A 22,532-nucleotide genomic window follows, 5' to 3' on the forward strand; every position below is an offset into this window, starting at 1 on the left:
TAACCGGGAAAGCTGAGGCTAAGCTTAAGTCCGGTTAAAGATTACCTAAATCTTGGCGGTACGTTTTGGACGGCGTGCCGAACCAAGGTATACTATCAGCAGGAATGCAGAACAGCTATTAAGAGAAGCAGGGCCAGATAGTAAATAAACCATAAGGGTAAGGGGTGAACCGCCCGTGAATAAAAAAGTACTGGTTGTCGACGACGAACAGAGCATTTCCAGCGCAATTGCCTACGCACTCCGGCGGGAGGGCTATGAGGTGGATACGGCAGGTGACGGCGAGGAGGCGCTCTCCAAGGTGCAGACCTTCCGGCCGAACGCCCTGGTGCTGGATGTGATGATGCCGAAGCTGAGCGGCTATGATGTATGCCGGCGGCTGGAGGACCGCGATGATATCGGCATTATCCTGCTGACGGTCAAAAATGATATTGTCGATAAAATCGTCGGCCTGGAGCTGGGCGCAGATGATTATATGACCAAGCCGTTTGAAATCCGCGAGCTGCTGGCCCGGGTAAAGGCGCTGCTGCGCAGGCTGGAAAAGAAGACCGGTGAAGCTCCCGCCGAGCTGCTGGAATACGGGGAGCTGCGCGTTTATCCGGAGCGGCGTTCCGCTGAGCTTAAGAAGGAAGAGCTGGAGCTGACGCCAAAAGAATTCGATCTGCTGCTGCTTCTGCTCTCCCATCCGCAGCGCGTATATATGCGTGAGGAGCTGCTGGAGCAGGTCTGGGAGATGGACTATGCCGGCGGTACCCGCACGGTGGATATCCATATCCAGCGGCTGCGCAAAAAGCTCGGCGAGCCTTACCAGAACATGCTGCAGACCGTGTACGGGGTCGGCTATAAGGCGGTGCCGGCCGGGAGCTACTCATGAGATTCAGCATCAAGCTGAGATTCAGCCTGTTCCTGGGGCTTCTGCTCATTCTGGCGGTCAGCGTGCTGAGCTATTTTGTGCTGCGCGGGGTGGAGCGCAATGAGCAGACCCAGGCCGAGGCTTCGCTCGCCCAGCATGTCAAAACAGTCAACCTGCGGGTAAAGCAGGCCTACTACACCGGCGTGCGCCTTGAGCCGCAGCTGTTCCTGCAGCGGCGCGGCCGCGAGCTGGCCGCCGAGCTGGCCGGCTTTACCGGCCTTGAAGTTACGCTGTACGATGCGGAGGGCGAGCAGGTGGGAACCTCGGCGCAGGGTGTGGCTGCACCGGGCAAACCCGCAACGGCCGATGCGCTGGCATATGCGCTGAAGAACAAGATTGCTTATCAGAGCCAGGGGGATAAGCTGCTGTATCTGGCTCCGCTGCAGGGCCCCGAGGCGCAGATGGGCGTGGTGCAGCTGCAGTATCCGCTGAAGAATGCGCAGGATTTCCAGCGGACGCTCCGCAATCTGTTCCTGACAACCGGTGCTGCCGTGCTGCTGCTCAGCTTCATCGCAGGCTATCTGTATTTCAGCCGCGCGGCGGCCGCGATCCGCCGGCTGAAAAGGGCGGCGGAATCGATCCGCCGCAGCGAATACATCTCCGCCCCGCCGGTAAAGCGCAAGGATGAGCTGGGCGAGCTGGCGGAGGGGATTTATTTTATGAGCCGGGAGATTGAGTCGAGCATTGCCGCCAAGGATGAGGAGCAGCGCAAGCTGCAGCTGGCCGTAACGAAGCTCCAGGCGCTGGAGCAGCAGCAGAAGCAGTATATCGGTAATATCAGCCACGAGTTCAAGACGCCGCTGACCTCAATCAAGGCTTATGTGGACCTGCTCAATATGTATGACGATGATCCCAAACTGCTGTTCGAGGCCAAGACTAATATTGCCAAGGAGACAGAGCGGCTCTATGAGATGGTTGATAAAGTGCTGCAGCTGACTGCGCTGGAAAAATATGATTTTGAATCACAGGCGGAATTGTTCGAGGTCGCCGCAGGACTGCGGGATATTTGCGGGCGGATGAACGGCAAGGCGGAGCGGTTTGGGTTAACGCTTACTCTGGAGGCAGAGCCTGCCCATATCTGGACCGACAAAGAAAGCTTCATGCATATCTTCATCAATCTGATCGACAATGCAATCAAATATAATGTTCCGGGCGGGGCAGTCCGTCTGCACAGTGAGGTGCTTGGGGACCGGGTGAAGATTACGGTCAGCGATACCGGGATCGGCATTCCGCCGGAAGCGCATGACAAAATTTTCGAGCCGTTCTATACGGTCAACCGTGACCGGGCCCGCGCATCAGGCGGTACCGGACTCGGGCTGTCACTGGTGCGTAATCTGGTGGAGAAGCAGGGCGGCAGCATTGTTCTGCTGGAAACGGAGGGTACGGGGTCGGCGTTCCTGCTTTCTTTTCCATTGGTGAAATAAAGTTTACAAGTTGGAAACATCCTGCGGCGGTTTAGAAATAACTTTAGGGTATTCTAGGTGCAACAACATTGTAGGGGGAAGCGATCATGAGCAGACAAGCGGGCGGCAGGCTGGGTAAGGCGGGGCTGGCTTTACTGGGCACAGCTGTTGTGCTGTCGATGACGGCATGCAGTTCAGGAGAGACGGAGGCGCGGCAGGTCGTTGAACAGGCGGGTACCAAGATTACAGTCATGGATAACACCAGTGAATCGGTATATACGAAGCTGCAGCTGGAGGGCATCGACAAGGTGGAAGGCATGCGCAGCATGGACTGGGTAAGCGAGGACGTCATTGTGATGGATAAAGAGAACCGCAGTCTTGCTCCGCAGATGATCGAAGGCACGGAGCAGTACCCGCATAACCTTTATTTGCATAATCTTACTACCGGTGAGGATACTCCGCTGCAGGAGGGGGGCCAGAATTATGGTGCTGCACAGGTGTCTCCCGATAAAAAATATGTTTTTTATAAAGAAACCAATGAGATGATAGGTCCCGGATATATCCTTGGTTTGGAATCCGGCTCTCCAGTCAAGGTGGATGAAGCGCCGTTCCGGGTGGAAGAAGGAGAGTGGGCGGACGACGGTAAGGTTATTTTTCCCGGCATGGATGGGGTTATTTACAAAACGGATGTGCAGGGGGTAAAAGAAACCGTAGTCGATTCCGGTGTACCGTATGTGCATGAGGTGGTTCAGTCGGGCAGTATCCTGTACTATGTGACCGGAGAAGATATGCAGCTGACCGCCTATGACACAGATTCCAGGCAGTCGAAGGTGCTGAAACAAAGTGTGGTATGGGTTGTTCCCTCTCCTGACGGCAGCAAGCTGGCGATTGTGAAGCGGACGAAGCCGGGCGAGATGGTACTGGTGCTCTGTGACAGTGAGGGCAATGAACAGACGGAGCTTGCCTCCGGCCAGCAGGTGTTCGGAACCAGCTGGTCTCCGGACGGCAGCAAGCTGGCTTATTCGTTAACCGCCGAGAACCCGGGAGATGACCCGAACGGGGTATTCATCAGCGAGCTGGAGAGCGGGGAACAGACGCAGCTGCTGGGGGATATTGAAATTGCCGACCAGCTGCGCTGGAGCCCTTCCGGCAAGAAGTTGCTGGCTTCAGCCGCCGTACTTAAGGATAACAAATACGTGTCCACGACTTATGTGATTAAGCTGTCATAGTTAAAAGAAAAGCGCTCCGGCAAAAGCATCTGCTTCTGCCGGAGCGCTTATTTATGCTGTTATTGCGGAACCAGCTGGCTGATTTGCTTCAGCAGACCGTTAATCTGACCGATTGTTTCCGGGATTCCTGTTGATTCGAAGGCGGCTTTGCCTTCTTCGAGATTGGTTGCGGCCTGATCCAGTCCCTGCTGAAGCTTATCGTTATAGCTGACAATGGACTGGTGCAGATCGGCTGCATATTCCGGAACCTGGAGATTGGCGTAATCAGAAATCTGTTCCTTCAAGGTATTGAGACGGTCCGTCAAGGCTTCTCTGGCCTGCGGATCAGCGGCTGCATCTTCAGCCAGCGAATTCATTTCCTGTCCGAATTGCGTTAAGGTCTGCATGTAAGAAGCTGTATCGGAGGTGAATGTAACGGTATCCCCGACCTTCTCGGCCAACCCGCAGCCCGGGACAATCAGCAGAATGAACAGCAGCAGACTTAGTCCGTATTTCTTCATTTGCTTCACTCCTCTTTGGTATCGTTAAGTCAGGCTTACTTTAGTTCATACGTCTTGCCGGCAGAGCGGGTTACGGAAGGCCACATGAAATTACGGTGAAAAAACGATGATTATAAGTTAAGAATGAGAGTTAATTAAATTCTTACTTGACAGGTGGGATTAAAGGGGTATATGATAGCACCAATCCTTCACCACTAATTAAATGAACAGTGAAATAATCACTTGAGCCGATTGGACCGCCAAAGGCTCCCGCAGTACTACCCTATGGAGGGAGTCTGCCGGGAGCCTTTTTTTTGGATATTCGGGGTCCCCGCAAAGTACCTGAGTTAGCTTCCTTGTACAAGCGGCACTTTGTGGGGTTATTTTGTTGGATATAGAGGAAGGCAGGGATGGTATGACAGATGAGCAATGGGAGCAGCTGGAGGAGGCTGACTATCTGTTCCGCAGAATGGTGCGGAGATTCGTTAAGGAGCGCGACCGCGTAAATGTGGAGGGCATTGCCCTGCCGGGCATGCTGATCCTGAACAAGATTATCCGGGACGGGGAGCAGCGGCTGGGCGATCTGGCGGAGCAGCTTGATTTCACTTCCGGTGCGATCACGGCGCTGAGTGATAAGCTTGAAGCCGGCGGATTCACTGTCCGCAGGCGGAAGGAAGATGACCGCAGGACGGTGCTGCTGGATATTACAGCAAAGGGCAGGGAACTGGTTCAGCGCAATAAAAGCGTTGGGGAGCGATGTATCACGCTTCTGTTCGCGGGCTTTACGGAGGAGGAGCTTGCCCAGCAGAGCCGCTTTTTTGAGCGGATTACCCGGAATCTGGAGGGATTCTCGGATACACTGCTGGAGCTGGCCAAACAAAAGGCCGAAGCGCCCCCGCCTCCCGCTCCTGAACAGAAGCCGCGGAGAACACCGCCGGATAATAAGTATTTGAGTTACTGATAACAACGATAAATTGACATGAAAGATAGAGTATATGCTGCAAAACTAAGCGCAGGCTAGAGGGTGTTTTTCCGAAGGCTGCTTGGAGTTTGGAGAGTGTCAGCACAGAAATGTTGATTGGCTAATCAGTGGAAATGGGCGTTGGAGTCGGAATTGGAATTGCTCCATAGGATTGCTTGCCAAGCAAACTAAGTGGAAATATGTCATCTATTTCCCGGCAAACGGTTCTGAATAGGAGTTTAGGTGGGAAAAAGCTACTTAATTCTGCTATTTCCCGGCTTGCGGGAGGTTTGCGGTCTAAATAAGTGCCGATTTTCCACTTAATCCTCACAAATGGTATGAAGCTACGGAATTAAGTAGCGAAAATCCAACTAGATGTTGCTTCTGGAGGCCAATAGGGAGCTTATGCTCACAAAAAACTAAGCACATGCTTCCGAAGCGAGTTTTGTCAGAAGTCCATCCAATGAAGTATACCAAACAAAACTTTTAAGGAGAGATAATCATGGGACACTCAACTATTTACCCGACAGGAGCTACTGTATACAACCCGGCCAAGGCATGGAGCGGTTATACCGTCTATCAGGCAGGCGAGGAAGGGGTCGTGCTGATTGACATGAACGGCAAGGAGGTCCATCTGTGGCAGGGCCTGCTGGGCTTTCCCGCCAAAATCCTCCCAGGCGGCTATGTGCTGGGCAGCACAGGCAGAAGAGACCCGAAATTCGGCATTCAGGACAATGTCGATCTGGTGCAGGTGGACTGGGACGGCAATATAGTCTGGAAGTTTAATGGTTATGAGCACATTGAAGACCCGGGCTATGAGCCGCTGTGGTATGCCCGCCAGCATCATGACTATCAGCGCGAAGGCAATCCGGTAGGCTATTATGCTCCGGGCCTTGACCCGCAGGTGCATAGCGGCAAGACGCTGATCCTGGCTCATAAGAACCTGCATAACCATGAAATCTCCAACAAAGAGCTGCTGGATGACACGATCCTGGAAGTGGACTGGGACGGTAAAATCATCTGGGAGTGGAAGGCCAGCGATCATTTTGCCGAGCTGGGCTTTGACGAGGCGGCGCGCAATGTATTGTTCCGTGATCCGAATACCCGCTCCTTTGGCCATCTGGGCGGCGGCGTAGGCGACTGGCTGCATATCAACTCGGCTTCCTACGTAGGCCCGAACAAATTTTACGATAACGGGGATGAGCGTTTCCACCCGGACAACATCATCTGGGATGCGCGTGAAGCGAACATCATCGCCATTACCGACAGAGCAACCGGAGCTGTTGTTTGGCGGCTCGGACCGGACTACTCTCTGCCTGAACTGAAGCATATCGGCTGGATTATCGGCCAGCATCATGCCCATATCATTCCTAAGGGCCTGCCGGGCGAAGGAAATGTGCTTGTATTCGATAACGGCGGATGGGGCGGGTACGGCCTGCCGAATCCGGCATCGCCTTTTGGCCAGAAGAATGCTGTGCGCGACCACTCACGGATTCTGGAGATTAACCCGGTTACTTTTGAAATCGAGTGGCAATACACCTCGGCAGAGGCCGGCTTCTCCGTCCCTACGGATTCTTACAAATTCTATAGCCCGTATATCAGCTCCGCCCAGCGTTTGCCGAACGGCAACACACTCATTACGGAAGGCTCCAACGGCCGCCTGTTCGAGGTAACCGCAGAGCATGAAATCGTCTGGGAATACGTCTCTCCGTATACAGACCGCCGCAATACCAATATGGTGTACCGTTCTTACCGCGTGCCTTACGCCTGGGTTCCGCAGCTTGCGAAGCCGCAGGAAACAGAGATCGAACCGATTGATGTAACAACCTTCAGAGTACCGGGTGCAGCGCCAAAAGGCTCGGATTCTGTAGTAAGTGTAGCTACCACCCTGCCGTTCGTGGAGGGAGCCGCATGCGTGGCAACATCAGATGAAGGCGTGCTGCAGCGTAAAGGTTAGCCCATAGCCCATTAATATAACGAAGAGGTGAATCGTCTTGAAAAAATCAGGAACCTGGTACGGATCCGTTGTTCTGCTCTTATCCCTTTCCCTTGTTACTATCCTTTCCGGCTGCAGCTCCAAAGGTGATGCGGCCGCGTCCGGAGAGGCAGGCGGCAGCCAGCCTGCAGCCCTGAAGATCAAAATCGCCGACACCAACACCAATCCGGTGTTCCGGGTGGCGGCGGACAAGGGCTTTTTCAAAAATCATAACATTGATGCGGAAATTGTCACCTTTGCCTCACCGGCTGAGGGGGTAAACGCCCTGTTCATCAAACAGGTGGATGTAGCTTACGGCGCGGACTTTCCGGTGCTGAACGCGGTATCCAAGGGCGGGTATTCTATCATTGCTTCAGCGGGGCAGGCCACCGATCAGGCGGCTGCAGCCTGGAAGCTGTACGTAAGGGATGATATCCAGTCGGCGGCTGATCTGAAAGGCAAGAACCTCAGCTTCATCCGCGGCACTTTTATCCCGTACCTGTGGGATGAATACCTGAAGGAGCAGGGCGTTGCGCTGAGTGATGTGACGCTGACCGGACAGGGCGGTTTTGACGAAGCTTTTATTGCCCTGAAGCAGGGGGATATTGATGCAGCCTGGGTTATCGGATCGGCGCTCGTTGACAAGCTGGCGGCTCTTGAGAATGTGCATGAGCTGAGCGATATGTCCAAAACACCGGTACGGCTCGGTATGGGCATCGTGAGCAGTGACGATTTCATTTCAGCTAACCCGGATGGGATCGGCAATTTCCTGGCGGCGGTTGATGAAGCATCGGCCTATGCCCAGGAGCATCCTGAAGAAGTGGCTGACCTCATGTATGACGAAGTGAAGCAGCCCAAGGAAAATACACTGAAGGATCTGCCGCTCAATCCATGGATTATCGGCTTTACTCCCGCTGCTTATGACAGCCTGGCCGGACAGAAGGAATATATGATCAGTGCGGGAATCATCGAGAAGGATTTTGACCTGAAGGCTACGATCCATCTCGGCCCGCTTAAAAAAGTGCTGCCGGATACCGTGACTTACGGAGAGTAAAGAGATCAGTTAAACGAGAATTTTAACCACCCATTTAAAATGTTCAGGAGGTGTCTTGGATGTCTTCACTATCCAACCGTCACGCGATTCAGATCGAGCAGCTCCGTAAAAGCTACAGTGCCCAGACAACAGGGGACGTTCATTACATTATTAAAGACGTCAATCTGGTTATCAAAGGCGGAGAATTCTTCGTGCTGCTCGGTCCGAGCGGCTGCGGCAAATCGACACTGCTTAACATGATCGCCGGGTTTGTCTCCAAATCGGGAGGCAATCTGAAGGTGGACAATGTCGAGATTGACCGGCCGGGCAGAGACCGTGCGGTAGTCTTCCAGCAGGCGGATTCTTCCCTGTTCCCCTGGCTGACGGTCCGGGAGAATGTCGAGTTCGGGCTGCGGATGAAGAAGACACCAAAGGCCGAGCGCAAGGAGATATCAGACCGTTTCATCCAGCTGGTCGGCTTGTCCGGGCATGAAAAGAAGTTCCCGAAGGAGCTGTCGGGCGGCATGAAGCAGCGCGTGCAGCTGGCCCGGGTACTGGCGAATGATCCGGCCATTCTGCTGATGGATGAACCGTTCGGCGCGCTGGATGCGATGACCCGGCGTACCATGCAGAAGGAGCTGGTCAATATCTGGCGGGAGACGCATAAGACGGTTATTTTCGTCACCCATGATATTCAGGAGGCGCTGCTGCTCGGGGAGCGGATCGGCATCATGTCGGTCGGCCCCTCCTCCAACATCACGGATGTTTATGACAATCCGCTGCCTTTTCCGCGGGACGTGGCTTCCCCTGAGTTCTACTCGCTGTATAACAAGATTCAGGGTCATTTTGAAGAATAGATAAGGGTGTGACAGATGATGAAATGGGTGGAGAAAAAATGGGTCTCCGTCACGCTGCTGTGGCTGGCCGCTTTATGCATCTGGCAGCTGGGGGCGCTGATCTACGGTCCTGACGTTATTCCGGGGCCGTGGGCCACGCTGCAGGGCGGCCGCGAGCTGCTTAGTGACGGTACCCTGATGCAGTACATCGGGATCAGCTTTTACCGGGTGCTGGTGGGCTGGGTGCTCGGCAGCCTGCTGGCTGTTCCGGTGGGCCTGATCATCGGCAAAGTGAATATTATCCGGATTTTTGCCGAGCCGTTCCTGAACTTTATCCGCTTTATACCGCCGATTGCCTTCATCACCCTGTTTCTGGTCTGGTTCGGAATCGGGGAGCAGTCCAAGATTGCCCTGATCATGTACGCCACATTTTTTATCGTGGTGCTGAACACCCTAACCGGCGTGATGGCGGTGGAGGAGGACAAAATCCGCTCCGCCCGCAGCATGGGGGCCAGCGAATGGCAGATACTGCTGCATGTCATCGTTCCGGCGACCACGCCGTATATTTTCACGGGTATCCGCCTGGCAATGGGCACTTCCTATATGGCGATTATCGGCGCTGAAATGATCGCTTCAAACGAGGGTGTGGGCTATCTAATCTGGAACTCGCGGCTGTTTTTCCGGACGGACTGGATTTTTGTAGGGCTGTTCTGCCTCGGCTTCATGGGCTTCTTTACGGACCGGCTGTTTAACTGGTTTGGCCGCAAGGTGCTGTACCGGTATGGTGTGGTGAGTGTGGCAGCGCGCAAGCGTTAGCCTTGCTGGCTGCACCGGAGCGGCTTTCAATCCTGCATGCTATAATGTAAGGGCAACAGCACACAGCAAACGGGATTTGAAAGGGGCAGCAGCCTGATGGAAGTAACCGCACAGGAAGTAGCGGAGTGGATGGTCAAGGAGATCCGGTTCACCGGAACCCTGCACCAAACTGCCGCGATTGAATATGTTAAGGCCAACTTCGGCGAGCAGTTTGTGTTTGTGAACGAGAACGGAAACGCCTCGCTGGCCAAGGATGTGAAGAAGGCGTTCCGCAAGCTGCACGGCGGACGGATCGCCTGGGACCGCGATGCTTTTTTGTGGGCCTGGACGTAGCACAGCAAAAAGGACCATTGCCCGGTGCGGGCGATGGTCCTTTTGCTGTATGGGGCCTGTCTGCGGCGGCAGAGATGACGGCGCCTGTGAGTTAGGCCAACCGGCTATGCCGTGCCGCAGGTCGGCAGTCCGGCATGGCACAGACAATGGCCCGCCGATTGCTTATACAGGCACCTCACGGGTGCTCTTCTCCATCGGCGAGCTGCACAGCGGGCAGGGCTTGGAGGCCAGGTGGTCCTCCGCTCCGCCGGCCTTCATCCGGGTCCAGCCCGGACAGCGGGCGCCGGTACAGTTCCAGACGGGAACTGTATGGGTCCGGGCGTTTCCTGCTGCACCGGAGGTGTGCACCCTGGACACTCCGATTCTGCTCACGGAAACAGTAGAAGTCGTGGTGGCAGCAGGTCTGGACGGCGCAACAGCAGAGCGGAAGGCAGACAGCATGAAGCGGGACACCTCTGCCTTCTTGCCCCGGTGTCTGGCCGGAGAGCTGATGAACAGCTCCTCCCGCGCTCTGGTGACGGCGACGTAGGCGAGCCGGCGCTCTTCCTCCAGTGCGGCGGCACCGGAGTCGCTGCCTGCTCTGAAGCTGCCGGCGGCCGGCAATTTGGCAGCCTTGCGGTCCTTCAGCCGGTCGCCCTCGAGCGCCGAGCTATGGGGCAGGATGCCTTCCGAAGCGCCAAGCAGGAAGACAACGGGAAACTCCAGCCCCTTGGATTTGTGGATGGTCATCAGCGCAATCCGGTTGCCCTGCTCCTTTAGTCCGCTCTGGCGGCTTAATTCGTTGCGTTCAGTAATACTGGCAATGAACTCAAGAAAAGCAGGGACGCTGTCAAATCTTTCGGCCGAGGTTTCCAGCTCATCGAGCATTTCTTTCAGGGTCTCGCGGTGCAGGGTAGCCTGATGGCGTTCATTGGCTTCGATGAAGTAGTCATAGAAGCTGGTACGGATGCGGCGGATCGCCTGCAGCGGTGTCAGCACGGCGAGGCCCCGGATCAGCTCCAGCCGCTCGCGCAGCTTGGTGCCCTTGAAATCCTCCATCCCCGGGAGGGAGAGGAGATGAATCAGCGGGCCCTGCTTGGGCTGGACGGCTTCCATCCGCCGGATATGCTCCATGCCGGTTTCCCGGCTCATATACAGGGTCGGCAGGATACTCTCCATTGCGGCAAAATCGCGCCGGTTGAGTGACAGCCGCAGATGATCCAGCACCGGCAGGATCAGCCAGTGCTCGTACAGCAGCTGCCCTTCACCGTAATCGATATACGGAATGTCCCGCAACAGCAGCAGCTCCAGCACGGCCCGGTTGCTGCTGGAGGCCCGGTACAACAGGGTGAAATCGCGGTATTCCCTCTTACCGCTGCCGATTTCACTTAAGATATGCTCTACAATCTGCTCCGCTTCCTCGTCCGCGGTCTGCGGACGCAGATAGCGGGGCTGTGCGCCGCCGTTTCTGGCGGCCTGCAGCGTTTTGGAACGGCGGCGCAGGTTATGGCGGATGATGCCGTTGCCGAGACCGATAATGGCCGGGCCGGAACGGTAGTTGATATCCAGGGTGATTACCTTTGCCCCGGGATAGAGCTTTTCAAATTCCAGAATAAATTCACTGCGCGCACCGTTAAAGGAATAGATCGTCTGGTCATCGTCACCGACAACCATCAGGTTGTTGTGCGGGTAAGCGATCATTTTGACCAGCTCGTATTGCAGTTCGTTTGTATCCTGGAACTCATCGACCATGACGTACTGGAACTTCTGCTGCAGATCCTGCAGCAGATGGGGCTGATCAAGCAGCATTTTATAGGCAATCAGCAGCACATCATCAAAGTCCATTTTGTTATGATCCAGTTTCCACTGCTCATAGCGGGTTAGAATGGCCTTCATTTCCTGCTCGGCGGTGTTCGTTTCGGGAAGCGTAACGGCATCCCTCATATTCATCTTGCAGGAAGACAGCAGGGCCAACAGTGTTTCCGGCGGATAGGCATCCTTGGGCAAGCCCAGCTCCCGCATAATCTGCTTCAGCAGGATGTGCTGGCGGCGTGTCTCGTGAAAGATGTCCTGCCGCAGTCCCTGGCGCCGTAAAAAATAGAGGAAAAACGAGTGGAAGGTACGGGCCTGCAGGCGCGCGGCATCGCCTTCGGCGACACCCGGCAGCACAGCAATCCGCTCGCGCATCTCCGCTGCCGCTTTGCTGGAGAAGGTAAGCAGCAGCATCCGGCTGGGGGAAATCCCCCGCACGGACAATAAATAACCGGTTCTGCAGATCAGCACTGACGTTTTGCCGGAGCCTGCACCAGCCAGCGTCAGCAGCGGTCCTTCATGATGCCGTACCGCTGCAATTTGCGGCGGATTCAGCAGAATTCCGCCCTCCTCAAGCCGGCGGAAATAAGCGGCATCGCCTTCCCCCGGCTTCACCGTTTCACGGCTGGTCCGGGCTGAGGCAATTGCCGCCTGGGGTATACGTTCACCGCTTGCACCGAGCGGTATATTATGAAATAAAAGCTTGTTCATCACAGAATCACCTTCAATATAAGTCCATTAGCCAATCTACAATATAACACCGCCCTCCGCATATAGAAAGGCGGTTTTCCATTTTACTCTATTTTTCCAAGCAGATTGTTGATTTTACGCTCATATTGGCGGGGATGGTTCTCACGAATTTCTTCAAGCAGGAACACAAGTGCCCGCTTCACACGGGGAGACATGCCTTTGGCAATAGCGGTGTATTCCTTTCGGAACAGGCTGTCATCAAGAATCCGCTTATTAAGCACAATTGCCCAGCCGCGGGCAGGTTCAAGCATGTCCGGCAGCGATTCCAGCAGCTGGGTCAGGTACATTTCCATATGGCAGCTCTCGACAAAATGAACGAGGCCGAACATCATTTCCTCATGCTCGGTCTCATCGTCAAACACTTTGAAAATCTGCTGGATTACGGCATCCTCCGTATCACCGGCAAGACCCTCCAGCGCGAGGTCAAACAGCTCGCATTCCATCTCTGTCCGCAACAGCCGGTTGTTGTAGAGCTGGGCAATTCCCGGATACATGTTCATCACGGGCACCGCCTAGTTCTTATCCAGAAGATGCCGGATTCCTTCAGCGACGCCATGCTCCACATTGCTAAACGTAATGAAATCAGCGGTTTCCTTCAGCAGCTCAGCTGCATTGCCCATGGCAATTTTGTAACCGGCCCGCTCGAACATCGGCAGATCGTTGTAGCTGTCACCCATCACGGCCACCTGATCTTCAGGGATACCGTAATGACCGGCCAGCAGCATTACACCTGTTCCTTTGTTGGCATCCTTGTGATTGATTTCAATATTGCTCTCATGGGAAGCTGTGATGATCAGGCCGGGGATGGCAGCGAACCGGGTGGAAGCTTCCTTGAGCACGTCGCGGTTCATAGAGAAGGCCAGCGCCTTATAAATAGGATCATCTTCCCTGTTCCAGATTTCTTCCATGCTCTCCACATAAGTAACGGCGGCCTGCCGGAACTGCTTGGCGACCATCGCCTTCAACAGCCAGCCGAAGCCTTCAGGAATTTCTTCATCTTTAAGTTCCGCCAGCTTTTCCAGCCGTACACGCTTGTCCAGCTCTACATATACATTGTCCTTGGTATAAACCTCATAATAAAGCTCCGGAATTTCGTTCATCCAGCGCAGTACAGGGATAATGTCCTCCTTATCCAGCGGCCGGCTCGCCGCCTGTGAACCGTCCGGCAGAATCAGCAGCGCCCCGTTCATGGCAACCACAGGACAACTGAGGTCAGACAGCCGCAGCTGCCGCTCTGCATCCATATAAGAACGTCCGGTGGCAATCGCCACAATATGGCCCAGACTTTGGGCATGAATAATAGCCTCACGGTTCTCCGGGCTGATATTCCCGTTCTCGTTCAGCAGCGTTCCGTCCATATCAAGTGCAATCAGCATAGTGTTGTTCTCCTTTGTCTGTACATTCTAATCCACGCCTCTGGGACTGTGAAAATCATTTCCTGTATCTTATCATTAATTCTCTGCAAATTAAAAATTCATTTTTCATGAGCTTGCCGGAATTTCCGGAAAGGAGCCCGGCCGTGTTACAATAAAAGGCAGACTAATAATGAACCGCCGAAAAATGGAGGATTAATAATGAAATCCAGGAATTTAGCCACCATATCGCTTGTTATCATGGCATGCGGTTTTCTGATTACGCTGTTCTTGCCGGATAATATACCCTTTGAGCTGCTCCGCGGCGGCTTTGAGGCCGGTCTTGTCGGCGGGATTGCTGACTGGTTCGCCGTGACAGCGCTGTTCCGCCATCCGCTGGGACTCAGGATCCCGCACACTTCACTGCTGCTCAAGAACCGGGACAAGATTGTCCAGTCATTGATCTCTGCTATGGAAAATGAGCTGCTGAACAAGGAGAGCATTGAAAATAAGCTGCGCGGCATCCGTATTGTGAAGCTTGCCGGCGGACTGCTGGGCAAATTTATGTCCAGGAAGAAAGTAAGAGCGGAAATTCTGGAGCAGCTAAGCACCTTTGTGCTGCGCCTGCCTGTGGAACAGGCAGTGCCTTATCTGCAAAAGACTGCAGCGGACTATATCCGTGAAGCCGGGCTTGCTGATGCTGCAGACAAGATTGCGACCAGACTGATGAATGACGGCAAAGATATTGCTGCGCTGGACTATGCGCTGGAGGGTATCTCCGGCTGGACTGCCCGTCCGGAGACGCGTGCCATGCTGGGTAAGCTGGCCAGTGAAAAGCTGGCCGAGGTGAAGCTTGGCGGACTGAAGGGTATGGCTTTTCAGGCTTTTGTCGGCTTCGTGGATGCCGATATGCTCGGAGACATGCTGCAGGGGATGCTGCAGTCCGGTATCCGTGATTTCCGGGAGGCGGATAATCCGTACCGCGAGCAGATCATCCGGGAAATCCGGGTCGCCCTGTTCCAGCTGGTAAATGATGAAACAAAAATTGCCTCCCTCAAGGAATGGGCTGTAAGCGGCGTGCAGGGCGATGAGGCGGCTGTCTTCCTGCAGCAGCAGCTGGAGGTTGTCCGCAGCAAGGCAGTTGCCATGCTGGAGGAGGACCGGAGCAGCGGCGGCCGGAAGCTGTTCGGATTGTATGCCATGCTGGTCCGCCGCATCAGCAAGGAGACAGAGCTTATCCAGAGCTGGGAGGAGCGCATCCGTGCTTCGTTAATTGCGCTGGTGGAGGCCAATCATTACCGTATCGGTGTTCTGGTCAAGGAAAACCTGGATCAGATGGGCGATGACAGCCTGGTAGCCATGCTGGAGGATAAGGTCGGAAAAGATCTGCAGTGGATCCGGGTCAACGGGGCGGTATGCGGATTCGTTGTGGGTCTGGTGCTGACAGTCATTCAGCTAATTTGAGCGGAATAAGCAATAGCAGAAGGGACAGCAGGTACCTGGCGGCAGATGATCCGTCCGTCAGGTACTCAGCTGTCCCTTTAACGTTAATTCCTCTATTTTGAAAATAAGACAGGCTAGAGCAGGTTTTTGCCGTTGCTGATTGTGAAGGCTTCGGTTACAGGCAGTACAAAGATTTTACCATCACCGAAGGAACCATGTTCTCCGGTTCTCGCTGTTCTCATAATAATGCTGATGACATCGTCCTTCTCTTCCTCTTTAATTACGATCATCAGCATTTTTTTGGATATCTGATTGTAATGATTGGTTCCCACCTGGATTCCTTTTTGTTTACCGCGGCCAAGCAGATCCATCTTGCTGATGGAGGGGAAGCCGGCGAGCATCAGCTCTGCCATTACTTCATCTGCCTTTTCCGGTCTAATAATAGCCTTGATCATTAACATAAGAATGCACCCTTTCTACAGCGGATAATTGTTGTAGGGGGTTGCCAGCCTCTTGTTGACGGTACAAGTTAACACAGTCTGTTATTGGCAACGCTTACAGTAACAGTATAATAGCCGCTTCTGGGATTATCCTGCGAGAAGGGTCACAAAATCCGCTATACACATTGTCGCAAGTCAGAGGAGCAGAGCGTTCAGGCGGCTCCCCTGTCAGGAATGAAGCAGTGAATGGTACAGCTTCTCCAAACGATAGGCAGTGTGACGCCATTCAAAAGTGCGCAGAGCATCGCTGCGGCCCTGCAGCCCGATCTTTGCAGCCAGCGCCGGATGGCGGCCGATCTTCAGCAGCAGCCTGGCAAAGGGCAGGGCTTCCCGGTACCTTGCAGCCAGATAGCCATTATGACCGGAACGGATAATCTCCCTGATTCCTCCGTTGTCTGAAGCAATGACCGGCAGGCCGGAGGCCATCGCCTCCACGTTGACCAGCCCGAAAGCTTCGTGCCTCTGAGAGGGGCAGACGAAGCAGTCCACAGCCTGATATAAGCCATGAATCTGCTCATGGGCGATCTTGCCGGGAAAAGAAACAGACACGCCAAGTCTTCTGGCCAGCTGCCTGAGCTGGCGGATATATGCCGGCTTGCCCTGCCCGGCCACTATCAGATGGGCAGGCAGGCGTTTGTTCACATGATACATGGCCCGGATAAGCACCGGTACTCCCTTGCGGGGAATGACTCGGCCCGCGAAGAGTACAGTAAACACATTAGGCAGTCTGTATAGTCTGCGCAGATGCTGCCGCTCCTGCAGCTGCGCGGGCGCGAACCTGGAGAGGTCTGCCCCCAGCGGGATAATGCTGAGCTTTCTGTGTACTCCGGGAAAGCGCCTGGACAGCTTCTCCTGCAGTGACCGGCTGTTGACCGCAATACTGTCGGCGAAGGCCAGGCAGCGTGATGTTCTGTGCTCGGCCGGAACAAAGGTCAGAGAGTGGAGATACAGCAGCACCGGGGTATCAGGGTTTCGCTCTTTTACAGCGGCCATAAGCTGCGGGCGGTTATCAACCTGAATGATGTCGAAGGATTCCTCCTCCAGAAATTTAAGCACGGAAGCACGGTAAAGGCGCGGATTGCCGGAGGCCAGACGGATAATCCGCACCTGCTCCAGCTCGTCAGAGTAAGGGAGCTGGTCTGTTGTCCGGCTAATAACGGTTACTTTATGGCTCACGGCCAGAAGCCTGGCGATATTCCAGATGCAGATTTCTACAGAACCGTCCCCCGGCAGCGGAAACTGTTCCGGTGCAATGATACAGATATGCATAGATCAAGCCCCCCAAGCCGGCTGTCATAAGTCTCTCTATTACCATATGCACTCTGGCAGGCTGAAGACACCCTCCGGCCCAATCAGGAGCCGATCTGTTTGGAAGTTGCTGCAATAACAGCAGCAACCTTTTGTTCCAGTTCAATAATCTTCTGTTTGCTGACAGCTATTTGCTTGTAGCCTGAAACAAGCGAGGTGAGCGACTGTCCGGCAAGTGCCGGATTCTGCTTTCGGATGGCCGTCTTGAAGCTGCTGAAGTCGGCGGTAATCCGCTTGTTCAGGGCCGTGGCTGCGCTTTTCTGGGATTTAATGGATGTCTGCGGACTTTCAATGCCCGAGAGGGTGTTGCGGGCTGCCGTAATCTTCTTTGTACGGACCTCCTTGGCGGCTTTCAGCTTGGCCTCTTTGTCCCTGATATCCTGACGGGCAATCTGAACCGTAATTTTCAGTGCCTCCGCCTGGGTTTTGAGGACTGCATTCAGTGTCTTGTCCTTCAGCCCTTTAACCAGTGTAATCCGGCTGTTGAGGGCGCTGTACTGATCAAAAAGCGGCTGGTAACGCTCTTTGGTGCTGGTGACGGACGCGGCAAGCTTAGCCACGGCAGCCTGGTCAATCTCCGTGATTCGCTTGCGGACTGTAATGAGGGTCTGGGCATTGCCTTCATGCAGGACGCGGATCTGTTCTTCCCGGCTGTCATACTGTGCGGTCAGGACAGACAGCTCACTGTATTGGCTCTTCAGCCTGGTCCGGTCCTGGGCACCGGCGGTTGCCGCAGTCAGATCAAAGGCCGCCTGAATAGACGGGGTCAGCGCAACGGCTGCAGCAGCTGCCGTCCCGGCTGAAGACAATAGGGGGATCATCAGAACCATTACCGCCAGAAAGGTTAGCATACGCTTATACATCTTATTCCTCCTCCTGTCATCACTGTTATCCCAATACAACAAAGAAGCACCCGCAGTAAAGGCAAATAAGCCTTTATTACGGGTGCTTCCGGCGTAATAGGTCAGTAATGTAATATTATTCCACATAATAGAGAGAATATAAGACAATGTCAATATTTAAAATTTAGAATTTTTCCGCAAACCTGCTCTCTACATTTCTTCCGTTGTCCACTTGTCGTATACTGTAGAAAGAGTTGACAGAGAGTCTGCTAGGAGCCGGCTCGTGATGAAGGAGGCCCTGAATAAATGGATTACTTGGCAGAGAATCACAGTATTCTGGATCAAGCATTCATGATGTCCCCGGTAGGAATGGCTCTATGGGCCGTAGAGACGGATAAGTGGATTAAGGTTAATTCCGCGCTGTGCGATATTTTAGGCTGCACTGAAACGGATTTTCTCCAGAACACAGTTTGCGGCAGCCTGATTGCACCGCCTGCGGAGCAGGAGGGGCTGTCATTAAAAGAAACTATAGACCCGCGCTCACTTGCGCCGGGGGCTTCTTCTGTAAAAGAATTAAAATTCTACAGCCGGACAGGCCGCCCCTTATGGCTGTCCCTTACTTTTGTGCGTCCTGAAACCGGACAGGAATCCCCGCATATTATCGTGTATGCAGCGGATATAACGGACCGCAAAATCGCGGACCAGCTCACTGTAGACAGCCGTGATTTATACGATTTATTTATAAAAGATGATCAAAGCATGATTTCCTTTACCCAGCCGGACGGCATCCTGAGCTTTATTTCTCCCTCTTCACTAAAGCTTATCGGCTACAGGCCGGAAGAGATGATCGGCAGGAACCGCCTGGAGTTCTATCATCCCGACGACAGAAGGGAGATGGACCTGTCGGAAGGGCTGCTGGAGAATGCTGCCTATACCCGCCGTCTGCGCCATAAGGACGGGCATTATATCTGGTTTGAAACCTCTTTTCATGCTGTGCGGAATGAAAAAAATGAAATTACCAGAATTATGGGCATTGGCCGGAATGTATCCAGCCGCAAACAGAACGAAGAGGCTCTGGCTGCCGCGCAGAGAGTTGCCCGGATCGGCTCCTGGAGCTGGGATCTCATCAAAGGCAAGCTGGCCTTCTCGGAAGAGGTACAGCGTATGCTGCACTACAGCATCGGTTCAACGGATGTGAGCTACCACTCCTTTGCACAGCTGGTCCATCCTGAGGATCTGGCATCCTTGTATGAGGATGTGGAGCTGGCACTGAACCTGGGAGGGTCCAGTGAAGCCGCCTACAGGCTGATTCTGCCTGACAAGACCAGGCTCGCGGTAAACATACAATCCGATGTGATTTACAGCCCGGAGGGGCAGCCTGTCCGGATAATCGGGATGATGCAGGATATTACCGAAAGGCAGGAGATGGAACGCCAGCTTCGGGAGAGTGAGCGCAATTTCCGCCTGATGTCAGAGAATTCCCTTGACCTGATCTCGCGTCATGCGGTCAAGGACAGCGTGTTTCTCTACTGCTCGCCAGCCAGCCGTACTCTGCTCGGCTATGAGCCTGAGGAAATGATCGGTACCAGCGCCTATGATTACCTGCACCCCGATGATTTGCTGATGATGCAGCAAAAGATGGCGCAAAGCGCAGCGGCCAAATTTATTCCGCCGATTTCCTTCCGGTACCGCCACAAAAACGGCAGCTACGTCTGGTTTGAGACAAACAGCCGCTACATTTTTGATGAACAGGGGCAGATTACAGAGATCATTGCTGTCGGCCGCGATATAACTGAGCGCAAGCAGTTTGAGGCCAGACTGCAGGAGAGCGAGCAGCGTTATAAATCGCTGTTTGAATACAATCCGTCAGCTGTGTACTCCATGAATCTAAAAGGAGAATATTTAACTGCGAATACAATTCTGGAGGAGCTGACCGGCTACTCTCTGGAGGAGCTGATCGGTAATTATTACGGGCCGCTTGTACATGAAAAGGATGTCCAAAGGACGAAGTATCATTTTGATATGGCCCTCCAGGGCGTGCCGCAAAGCTATGATCTGACGCTAATTCATAAATCGGGGAAGCTGGTGGAAATCAATTCGACCAATATTCCGATTATTGTTGACGACAAGGTTGTCGGGGTCTTCGGCATCTCCCGCGATATTACAGAGCGCACCCGTTATACAGAGCAGATCGAGAAGCTGAGCAACGACTATACGCTAATTCTTAATGCGGTGTCCGAAGGCCTCTTCGGCCTTGATACGGAAGGCAGGGTGACTTTTATCAATCCTGCCGGAGCGCAGATGCTGGGCTTTTCCTATGGTGAAATTATGGGACAGCCGTATCTCGAATATATTCAGCAGACCGCGCTGGATGGCATTTATTCACGGCCGGAGGAGTCTCCCCTGATGCAGGCTGTGCGGGCGGGGGAATCGCTGCAGAGCAGTGATGCGGTACTTTGGCGGAAGGACGGGTCAAGCTTTTTGGCTGAGTATCAGGTGACCCCTTTGTTTGATAAGGGCGAGCGTATCGGAGCAGTTGTTGTCTTCCGTGATATTACCGATGAGCAGGAAATCATCCGTGCCAAAGAATCTGCTGAAAAGGCCGATCAGGCCAAATCGGAATTTCTTGCCATTATGAGCCATGAGCTGAGAACCCCGATGAACGGGATTATGGGCATGACCGACCTGCTTGCCGAAACAGAGCTCGATGAGGAGCAGCGCGGGTACGCTACGATCATCAGTGAGAGCAGCGCCTCCCTGCTGTATATTCTGAATGAAATTCTGGATTTCAGTAAAATTGAAGCCGGCAAAATGACGCTCGTCCAGGAGCCGGTCAATCTGGAATGGGTTATGGAAAGTGTCACGGAGCTGTTCCTGCCCAAGGCACGGGAGAAAAACATTGAGATGACCTGCCTGATTGCCCCGGGTGTGCCGGAAATTATTGTAGGGGATGCAGCCCGGCTGCGCCAGGTGCTGGTGAATCTGGTCAGCAACGCAGTCAAGTTTACCGAACAGGGATCTGTTGCTATTGCAGTAACTACGGAATACTGTACCAACCGCCACAGAATGACCCTGAAATTCAGTGTGCAGGATACCGGAATCGGCATTCCACCGGAGAAGCAATCCCTGTTATTCCAGTCCTTCTCCCAGCTGCATCCGGCTATCAACCGCAAATATGGCGGTACCGGGCTTGGTTTATCTATCTGTAAGCGTCTTGTGGAGCTTATGGGAGGAGCTATCGCGGTGGACAGCTCGGAAGGGGAAGGCTCCAATTTCTATTTTACTCTGCCTATGAAGGTTGATTATGAACCGGATAAAGAACCCGTGGAGACGGTGAAGGCGGAAGCGGAGGTTAAGAACCCTCTGAAAGCCGGTACTGCCGGCAGCGCTTCATACGCCTTGCCGGAGCCCGGGGGGACGACGCTGCAGATTTCCGGGGATCTGCCTGAGGTGGAGCCCAAATACGGCCCGCTGCGGATTCTGGTAGCCGAAGATCATCCGGTTAACCAGAGGCTGCTGCTGACCATGCTGAAAAAGCGCGGATATGCCGCCGACCTGGTAGAGAACGGCTGGCAGGCATTACAGAATGTGATGCAGCAGCCGTATGATCTTGTATTTATGGATGTGCAGATGCCTGTGATGAGCGGGCTTACCGCTGCAGCCAGAATCCGTGACCAGCTTGCGCCGGATAACCGTCCGTATCTGGTAGCTGTAACCGCCTTTACCCGTCCGGAGGACCGGGAGCGGTGTCTGGCTGTAGGCATGGAGGATTTCATCAGCAAGCCGTTTGCGGCTTCGGATATCGAACGTGTTCTGCAGGAGCGCCGGGAGCGGATTGCTTTATGAGCCGGTCTCCGCAGAGCCGCCGCCTCCTAGCAGCAGAACCTTATACCCAATGGGAGCCGGGCGTTCATTCGCCCGGCTCTGCCTGCGGGCCGGCCACGCTCGCGGCCATGCTGGAATACTGGCATACCCGGCAGGGGGCGGATTTTCTTCCCGGCAGCAAGCATTTTGGCACTAAAGCGGAACATATAAATTACATATACAGCCGGCATAGCGGGAGAGCCTGGGGAATGAGCGTAAGGAGCTTTGTCCGGGCACTTAACAGGTATATCAGGTCCGCTTCCGGGAAGGATGGGAGTAACGGCCGGCAGCATGCTGTGGCGGTATTCAATGATATTGAACGGTATAAAGCGGAGATTGATGCGGGCCGGCCGGTTGCACTCAAATTCGATAAATGGTTCAGCTTCCGCTGGCGGATGGACTTTGCCTATGACTATCACTGGGTGCTGGGTATCGGATATGAGGAGCCGGAGGGCGGCTCCGGGCCTGTGCTGATTGTGCATGATAACGGCCTGCGGCTTAGAGGCGGCGGCTACCGTCCGGGACAGGAGCGGAGTATTCCCTACAAGCCCAATGAGGCTGTTGTTACAATGGTAAGCCTCGATATTACCGGTTTTTAGCCATGCAGCTGATACAGCAAATGTACGAAATAAGAATCCTGCTAAAAAATCCTGTACAAACGTTTGCGCAACTGGGATAATGACGCTATAATTCCAGTTATTAAAGGG

Annotated in this window: 19 protein-coding genes; 12 read left to right on the forward strand and 7 right to left on the reverse strand. The window is 54.0% G+C overall.

Going from position 1 to position 22,532, the window contains the following annotated elements:
• The first annotated feature begins 175 nt into the window (after positions 1 to 175).
• The 3 genes from NST84_RS01495 to NST84_RS01505 all read left to right on the forward strand — a co-directional run bounded on the left by NST84_RS01495 (position 176) and on the right by NST84_RS01505 (position 3,542).
• Positions 176 to 871 carry a response regulator transcription factor gene (locus NST84_RS01495; protein WP_342563914.1) on the forward strand — a complete coding sequence of 232 codons (696 nt, stop codon included), beginning with the start codon at positions 176 to 178 and terminating at the stop codon, positions 869 to 871.
• Positions 868 to 2,334 carry a HAMP domain-containing sensor histidine kinase gene (locus NST84_RS01500; RefSeq protein WP_342563915.1) on the forward strand — a complete coding sequence of 489 codons (1,467 nt, stop codon included), beginning with the start codon at positions 868 to 870 and terminating at the stop codon, positions 2,332 to 2,334. Before NST84_RS01495 ends, NST84_RS01500 begins: the two co-directional genes overlap by 4 nt.
• Before the next feature lie 86 nt (positions 2,335 to 2,420).
• On the forward strand, positions 2,421 to 3,542 hold the full coding sequence (locus NST84_RS01505; protein ID WP_342563916.1) for a hypothetical protein: 1,122 nt from the start codon (positions 2,421 to 2,423) through the stop codon (positions 3,540 to 3,542).
• Between the two features lie 59 nt (positions 3,543 to 3,601).
• On the opposite strand, the gene NST84_RS01510 is transcribed toward NST84_RS01505, so the two are convergent.
• Positions 3,602 to 4,042 carry a DUF6376 family protein gene (locus NST84_RS01510; protein WP_342563917.1) on the reverse strand — a complete coding sequence of 147 codons (441 nt, stop codon included), beginning with the start codon at positions 4,040 to 4,042 and terminating at the stop codon, positions 3,602 to 3,604.
• Positions 4,043 to 4,436: 394 nt separating this feature from the next.
• Between NST84_RS01510 and NST84_RS01515 the strand changes: the two genes are divergently transcribed.
• The 6 genes from NST84_RS01515 (at position 4,437) to NST84_RS01540 (ending at position 9,975) form a co-directional block, all read left to right on the forward strand.
• Positions 4,437 to 4,982, forward strand: a complete 546-nt coding sequence (locus NST84_RS01515; protein WP_342563918.1) for a MarR family transcriptional regulator — start codon at positions 4,437 to 4,439, stop codon at positions 4,980 to 4,982.
• Between the two features lie 502 nt (positions 4,983 to 5,484).
• Positions 5,485 to 6,939, forward strand: coding sequence for an aryl-sulfate sulfotransferase (locus NST84_RS01520; protein WP_342563919.1), 1,455 nt, complete (start codon positions 5,485 to 5,487; stop codon positions 6,937 to 6,939).
• 37 nt (positions 6,940 to 6,976) lie between these two features.
• Positions 6,977 to 8,011, forward strand: coding sequence for an ABC transporter substrate-binding protein (locus NST84_RS01525; protein ID WP_342563920.1), 1,035 nt, complete (start codon positions 6,977 to 6,979; stop codon positions 8,009 to 8,011).
• A gap of 59 nt (positions 8,012 to 8,070) precedes the next feature.
• Entirely contained in the window at positions 8,071 to 8,847 is a 777-nt protein-coding gene (locus tag NST84_RS01530; RefSeq protein ID WP_277468903.1) for an ABC transporter ATP-binding protein, read from the forward strand.
• Between the two features lie 18 nt (positions 8,848 to 8,865).
• Positions 8,866 to 9,642: an ABC transporter permease gene (locus NST84_RS01535; protein ID WP_342566319.1), complete on the forward strand. Its 777-nt coding sequence runs from the start codon at positions 8,866 to 8,868 to the stop codon at positions 9,640 to 9,642.
• A gap of 96 nt (positions 9,643 to 9,738) precedes the next feature.
• Positions 9,739 to 9,975 carry a hypothetical protein gene (locus NST84_RS01540; protein WP_039869189.1) on the forward strand — a complete coding sequence of 79 codons (237 nt, stop codon included), beginning with the start codon at positions 9,739 to 9,741 and terminating at the stop codon, positions 9,973 to 9,975.
• A 162-nt stretch (positions 9,976 to 10,137) separates the two neighbouring features.
• On the opposite strand, the gene NST84_RS01545 is transcribed toward NST84_RS01540, so the two are convergent.
• The 3 genes from NST84_RS01545 to NST84_RS01555 all read right to left on the reverse strand — a co-directional run bounded on the left by NST84_RS01545 (position 10,138) and on the right by NST84_RS01555 (position 13,892).
• Entirely contained in the window at positions 10,138 to 12,477 is a 2,340-nt protein-coding gene (locus NST84_RS01545; protein WP_342563921.1) for a UvrD-helicase domain-containing protein, read from the reverse strand.
• Between the two features lie 83 nt (positions 12,478 to 12,560).
• On the reverse strand, positions 12,561 to 13,016 hold the full coding sequence (locus NST84_RS01550; RefSeq protein WP_342563922.1) for an Imm30 family immunity protein: 456 nt from the start codon (positions 13,014 to 13,016) through the stop codon (positions 12,561 to 12,563).
• A 12-nt stretch (positions 13,017 to 13,028) separates the two neighbouring features.
• Positions 13,029 to 13,892 carry a Cof-type HAD-IIB family hydrolase gene (locus tag NST84_RS01555; protein WP_342563923.1) on the reverse strand — a complete coding sequence of 288 codons (864 nt, stop codon included), beginning with the start codon at positions 13,890 to 13,892 and terminating at the stop codon, positions 13,029 to 13,031.
• Between the two features lie 198 nt (positions 13,893 to 14,090).
• Here NST84_RS01555 and NST84_RS01560 point away from each other — a divergent pair, with 198 nt between their 5' ends.
• The gene (locus NST84_RS01560; RefSeq protein ID WP_342563924.1) at positions 14,091 to 15,332 is read left to right on the forward strand and encodes a DUF445 domain-containing protein; all 1,242 of its coding nucleotides are present in this window, start codon (positions 14,091 to 14,093) and stop codon (positions 15,330 to 15,332) included.
• 113 nt (positions 15,333 to 15,445) lie between these two features.
• On the opposite strand, the gene NST84_RS01565 is transcribed toward NST84_RS01560, so the two are convergent.
• From NST84_RS01565 to NST84_RS01575, 3 genes are all read right to left on the reverse strand, one after another.
• Positions 15,446 to 15,772 carry a P-II family nitrogen regulator gene (locus NST84_RS01565; RefSeq protein ID WP_342563925.1) on the reverse strand — a complete coding sequence of 109 codons (327 nt, stop codon included), beginning with the start codon at positions 15,770 to 15,772 and terminating at the stop codon, positions 15,446 to 15,448.
• A 207-nt stretch (positions 15,773 to 15,979) separates the two neighbouring features.
• Positions 15,980 to 17,080 (reverse strand): glycosyltransferase family 4 protein, encoded by a 1,101-nt coding sequence (locus NST84_RS01570; protein ID WP_342563926.1) that lies wholly within the window; start codon positions 17,078 to 17,080, stop codon positions 15,980 to 15,982.
• A gap of 83 nt (positions 17,081 to 17,163) precedes the next feature.
• Positions 17,164 to 17,982: a hypothetical protein gene (locus NST84_RS01575; protein ID WP_342563927.1), complete on the reverse strand. Its 819-nt coding sequence runs from the start codon at positions 17,980 to 17,982 to the stop codon at positions 17,164 to 17,166.
• Positions 17,983 to 18,267: 285 nt separating this feature from the next.
• On the opposite strand from NST84_RS01575, the gene NST84_RS01580 reads away from it, so the two are divergent.
• The gene (locus tag NST84_RS01580) at positions 18,268 to 21,807 is read left to right on the forward strand and encodes a PAS domain S-box protein (RefSeq protein WP_342563928.1); all 3,540 of its coding nucleotides are present in this window, start codon (positions 18,268 to 18,270) and stop codon (positions 21,805 to 21,807) included.
• The gene (locus NST84_RS01585; protein ID WP_342563929.1) at positions 21,804 to 22,424 is read left to right on the forward strand and encodes a C39 family peptidase; all 621 of its coding nucleotides are present in this window, start codon (positions 21,804 to 21,806) and stop codon (positions 22,422 to 22,424) included. The genes NST84_RS01580 and NST84_RS01585 overlap by 4 nt, the downstream gene beginning before the upstream one ends.
• The last annotated feature ends 108 nt before the right edge of the window (positions 22,425 to 22,532 follow it).

The sequence above is a fragment of the Paenibacillus sp. FSL R7-0345 genome (genome assembly GCF_038595055.1).
Classification (GTDB): domain Bacteria; phylum Bacillota; class Bacilli; order Paenibacillales; family Paenibacillaceae; genus Paenibacillus_AQ.

Bases quoted from the DNA above. Each gene is read 5' to 3' on its own strand.
- NST84_RS01500 (WP_342563915.1), top strand. From the start codon at position 868: ATGAGATTCAGCATCAAGCTGAGATTCAGCCTGTTCCTGGGGCTTCTG.
- NST84_RS01505 (WP_342563916.1), top strand. From the start codon at position 2,421: ATGAGCAGACAAGCGGGCGGCAGGCTGGGTAAGGCGGGGCTGGCTTTA.
- NST84_RS01510 (WP_342563917.1), bottom strand. From the start codon at position 4,042: ATGAAGAAATACGGACTAAGTCTGCTGCTGTTCATTCTGCTGATTGTC.
- NST84_RS01515 (WP_342563918.1), top strand. From the start codon at position 4,437: ATGACAGATGAGCAATGGGAGCAGCTGGAGGAGGCTGACTATCTGTTC.
- NST84_RS01520 (WP_342563919.1), top strand. From the start codon at position 5,485: ATGGGACACTCAACTATTTACCCGACAGGAGCTACTGTATACAACCCG.
- NST84_RS01530 (WP_277468903.1), top strand. From the start codon at position 8,071: ATGTCTTCACTATCCAACCGTCACGCGATTCAGATCGAGCAGCTCCGT.
- NST84_RS01535 (WP_342566319.1), top strand. From the start codon at position 8,866: ATGAAATGGGTGGAGAAAAAATGGGTCTCCGTCACGCTGCTGTGGCTG.
- NST84_RS01540 (WP_039869189.1), top strand. From the start codon at position 9,739: ATGGAAGTAACCGCACAGGAAGTAGCGGAGTGGATGGTCAAGGAGATC.
- NST84_RS01545 (WP_342563921.1), bottom strand. From the start codon at position 12,477: ATGAACAAGCTTTTATTTCATAATATACCGCTCGGTGCAAGCGGTGAA.
- NST84_RS01550 (WP_342563922.1), bottom strand. From the start codon at position 13,016: ATGAACATGTATCCGGGAATTGCCCAGCTCTACAACAACCGGCTGTTG.
- NST84_RS01555 (WP_342563923.1), bottom strand. From the start codon at position 13,892: ATGCTGATTGCACTTGATATGGACGGAACGCTGCTGAACGAGAACGGG.
- NST84_RS01560 (WP_342563924.1), top strand. From the start codon at position 14,091: ATGAAATCCAGGAATTTAGCCACCATATCGCTTGTTATCATGGCATGC.
- NST84_RS01565 (WP_342563925.1), bottom strand. From the start codon at position 15,772: ATGTTAATGATCAAGGCTATTATTAGACCGGAAAAGGCAGATGAAGTA.
- NST84_RS01570 (WP_342563926.1), bottom strand. From the start codon at position 17,080: ATGCATATCTGTATCATTGCACCGGAACAGTTTCCGCTGCCGGGGGAC.
- NST84_RS01575 (WP_342563927.1), bottom strand. From the start codon at position 17,982: ATGTATAAGCGTATGCTAACCTTTCTGGCGGTAATGGTTCTGATGATC.
- NST84_RS01580 (WP_342563928.1), top strand. From the start codon at position 18,268: ATGGATTACTTGGCAGAGAATCACAGTATTCTGGATCAAGCATTCATG.
- NST84_RS01585 (WP_342563929.1), top strand. From the start codon at position 21,804: ATGAGCCGGTCTCCGCAGAGCCGCCGCCTCCTAGCAGCAGAACCTTAT.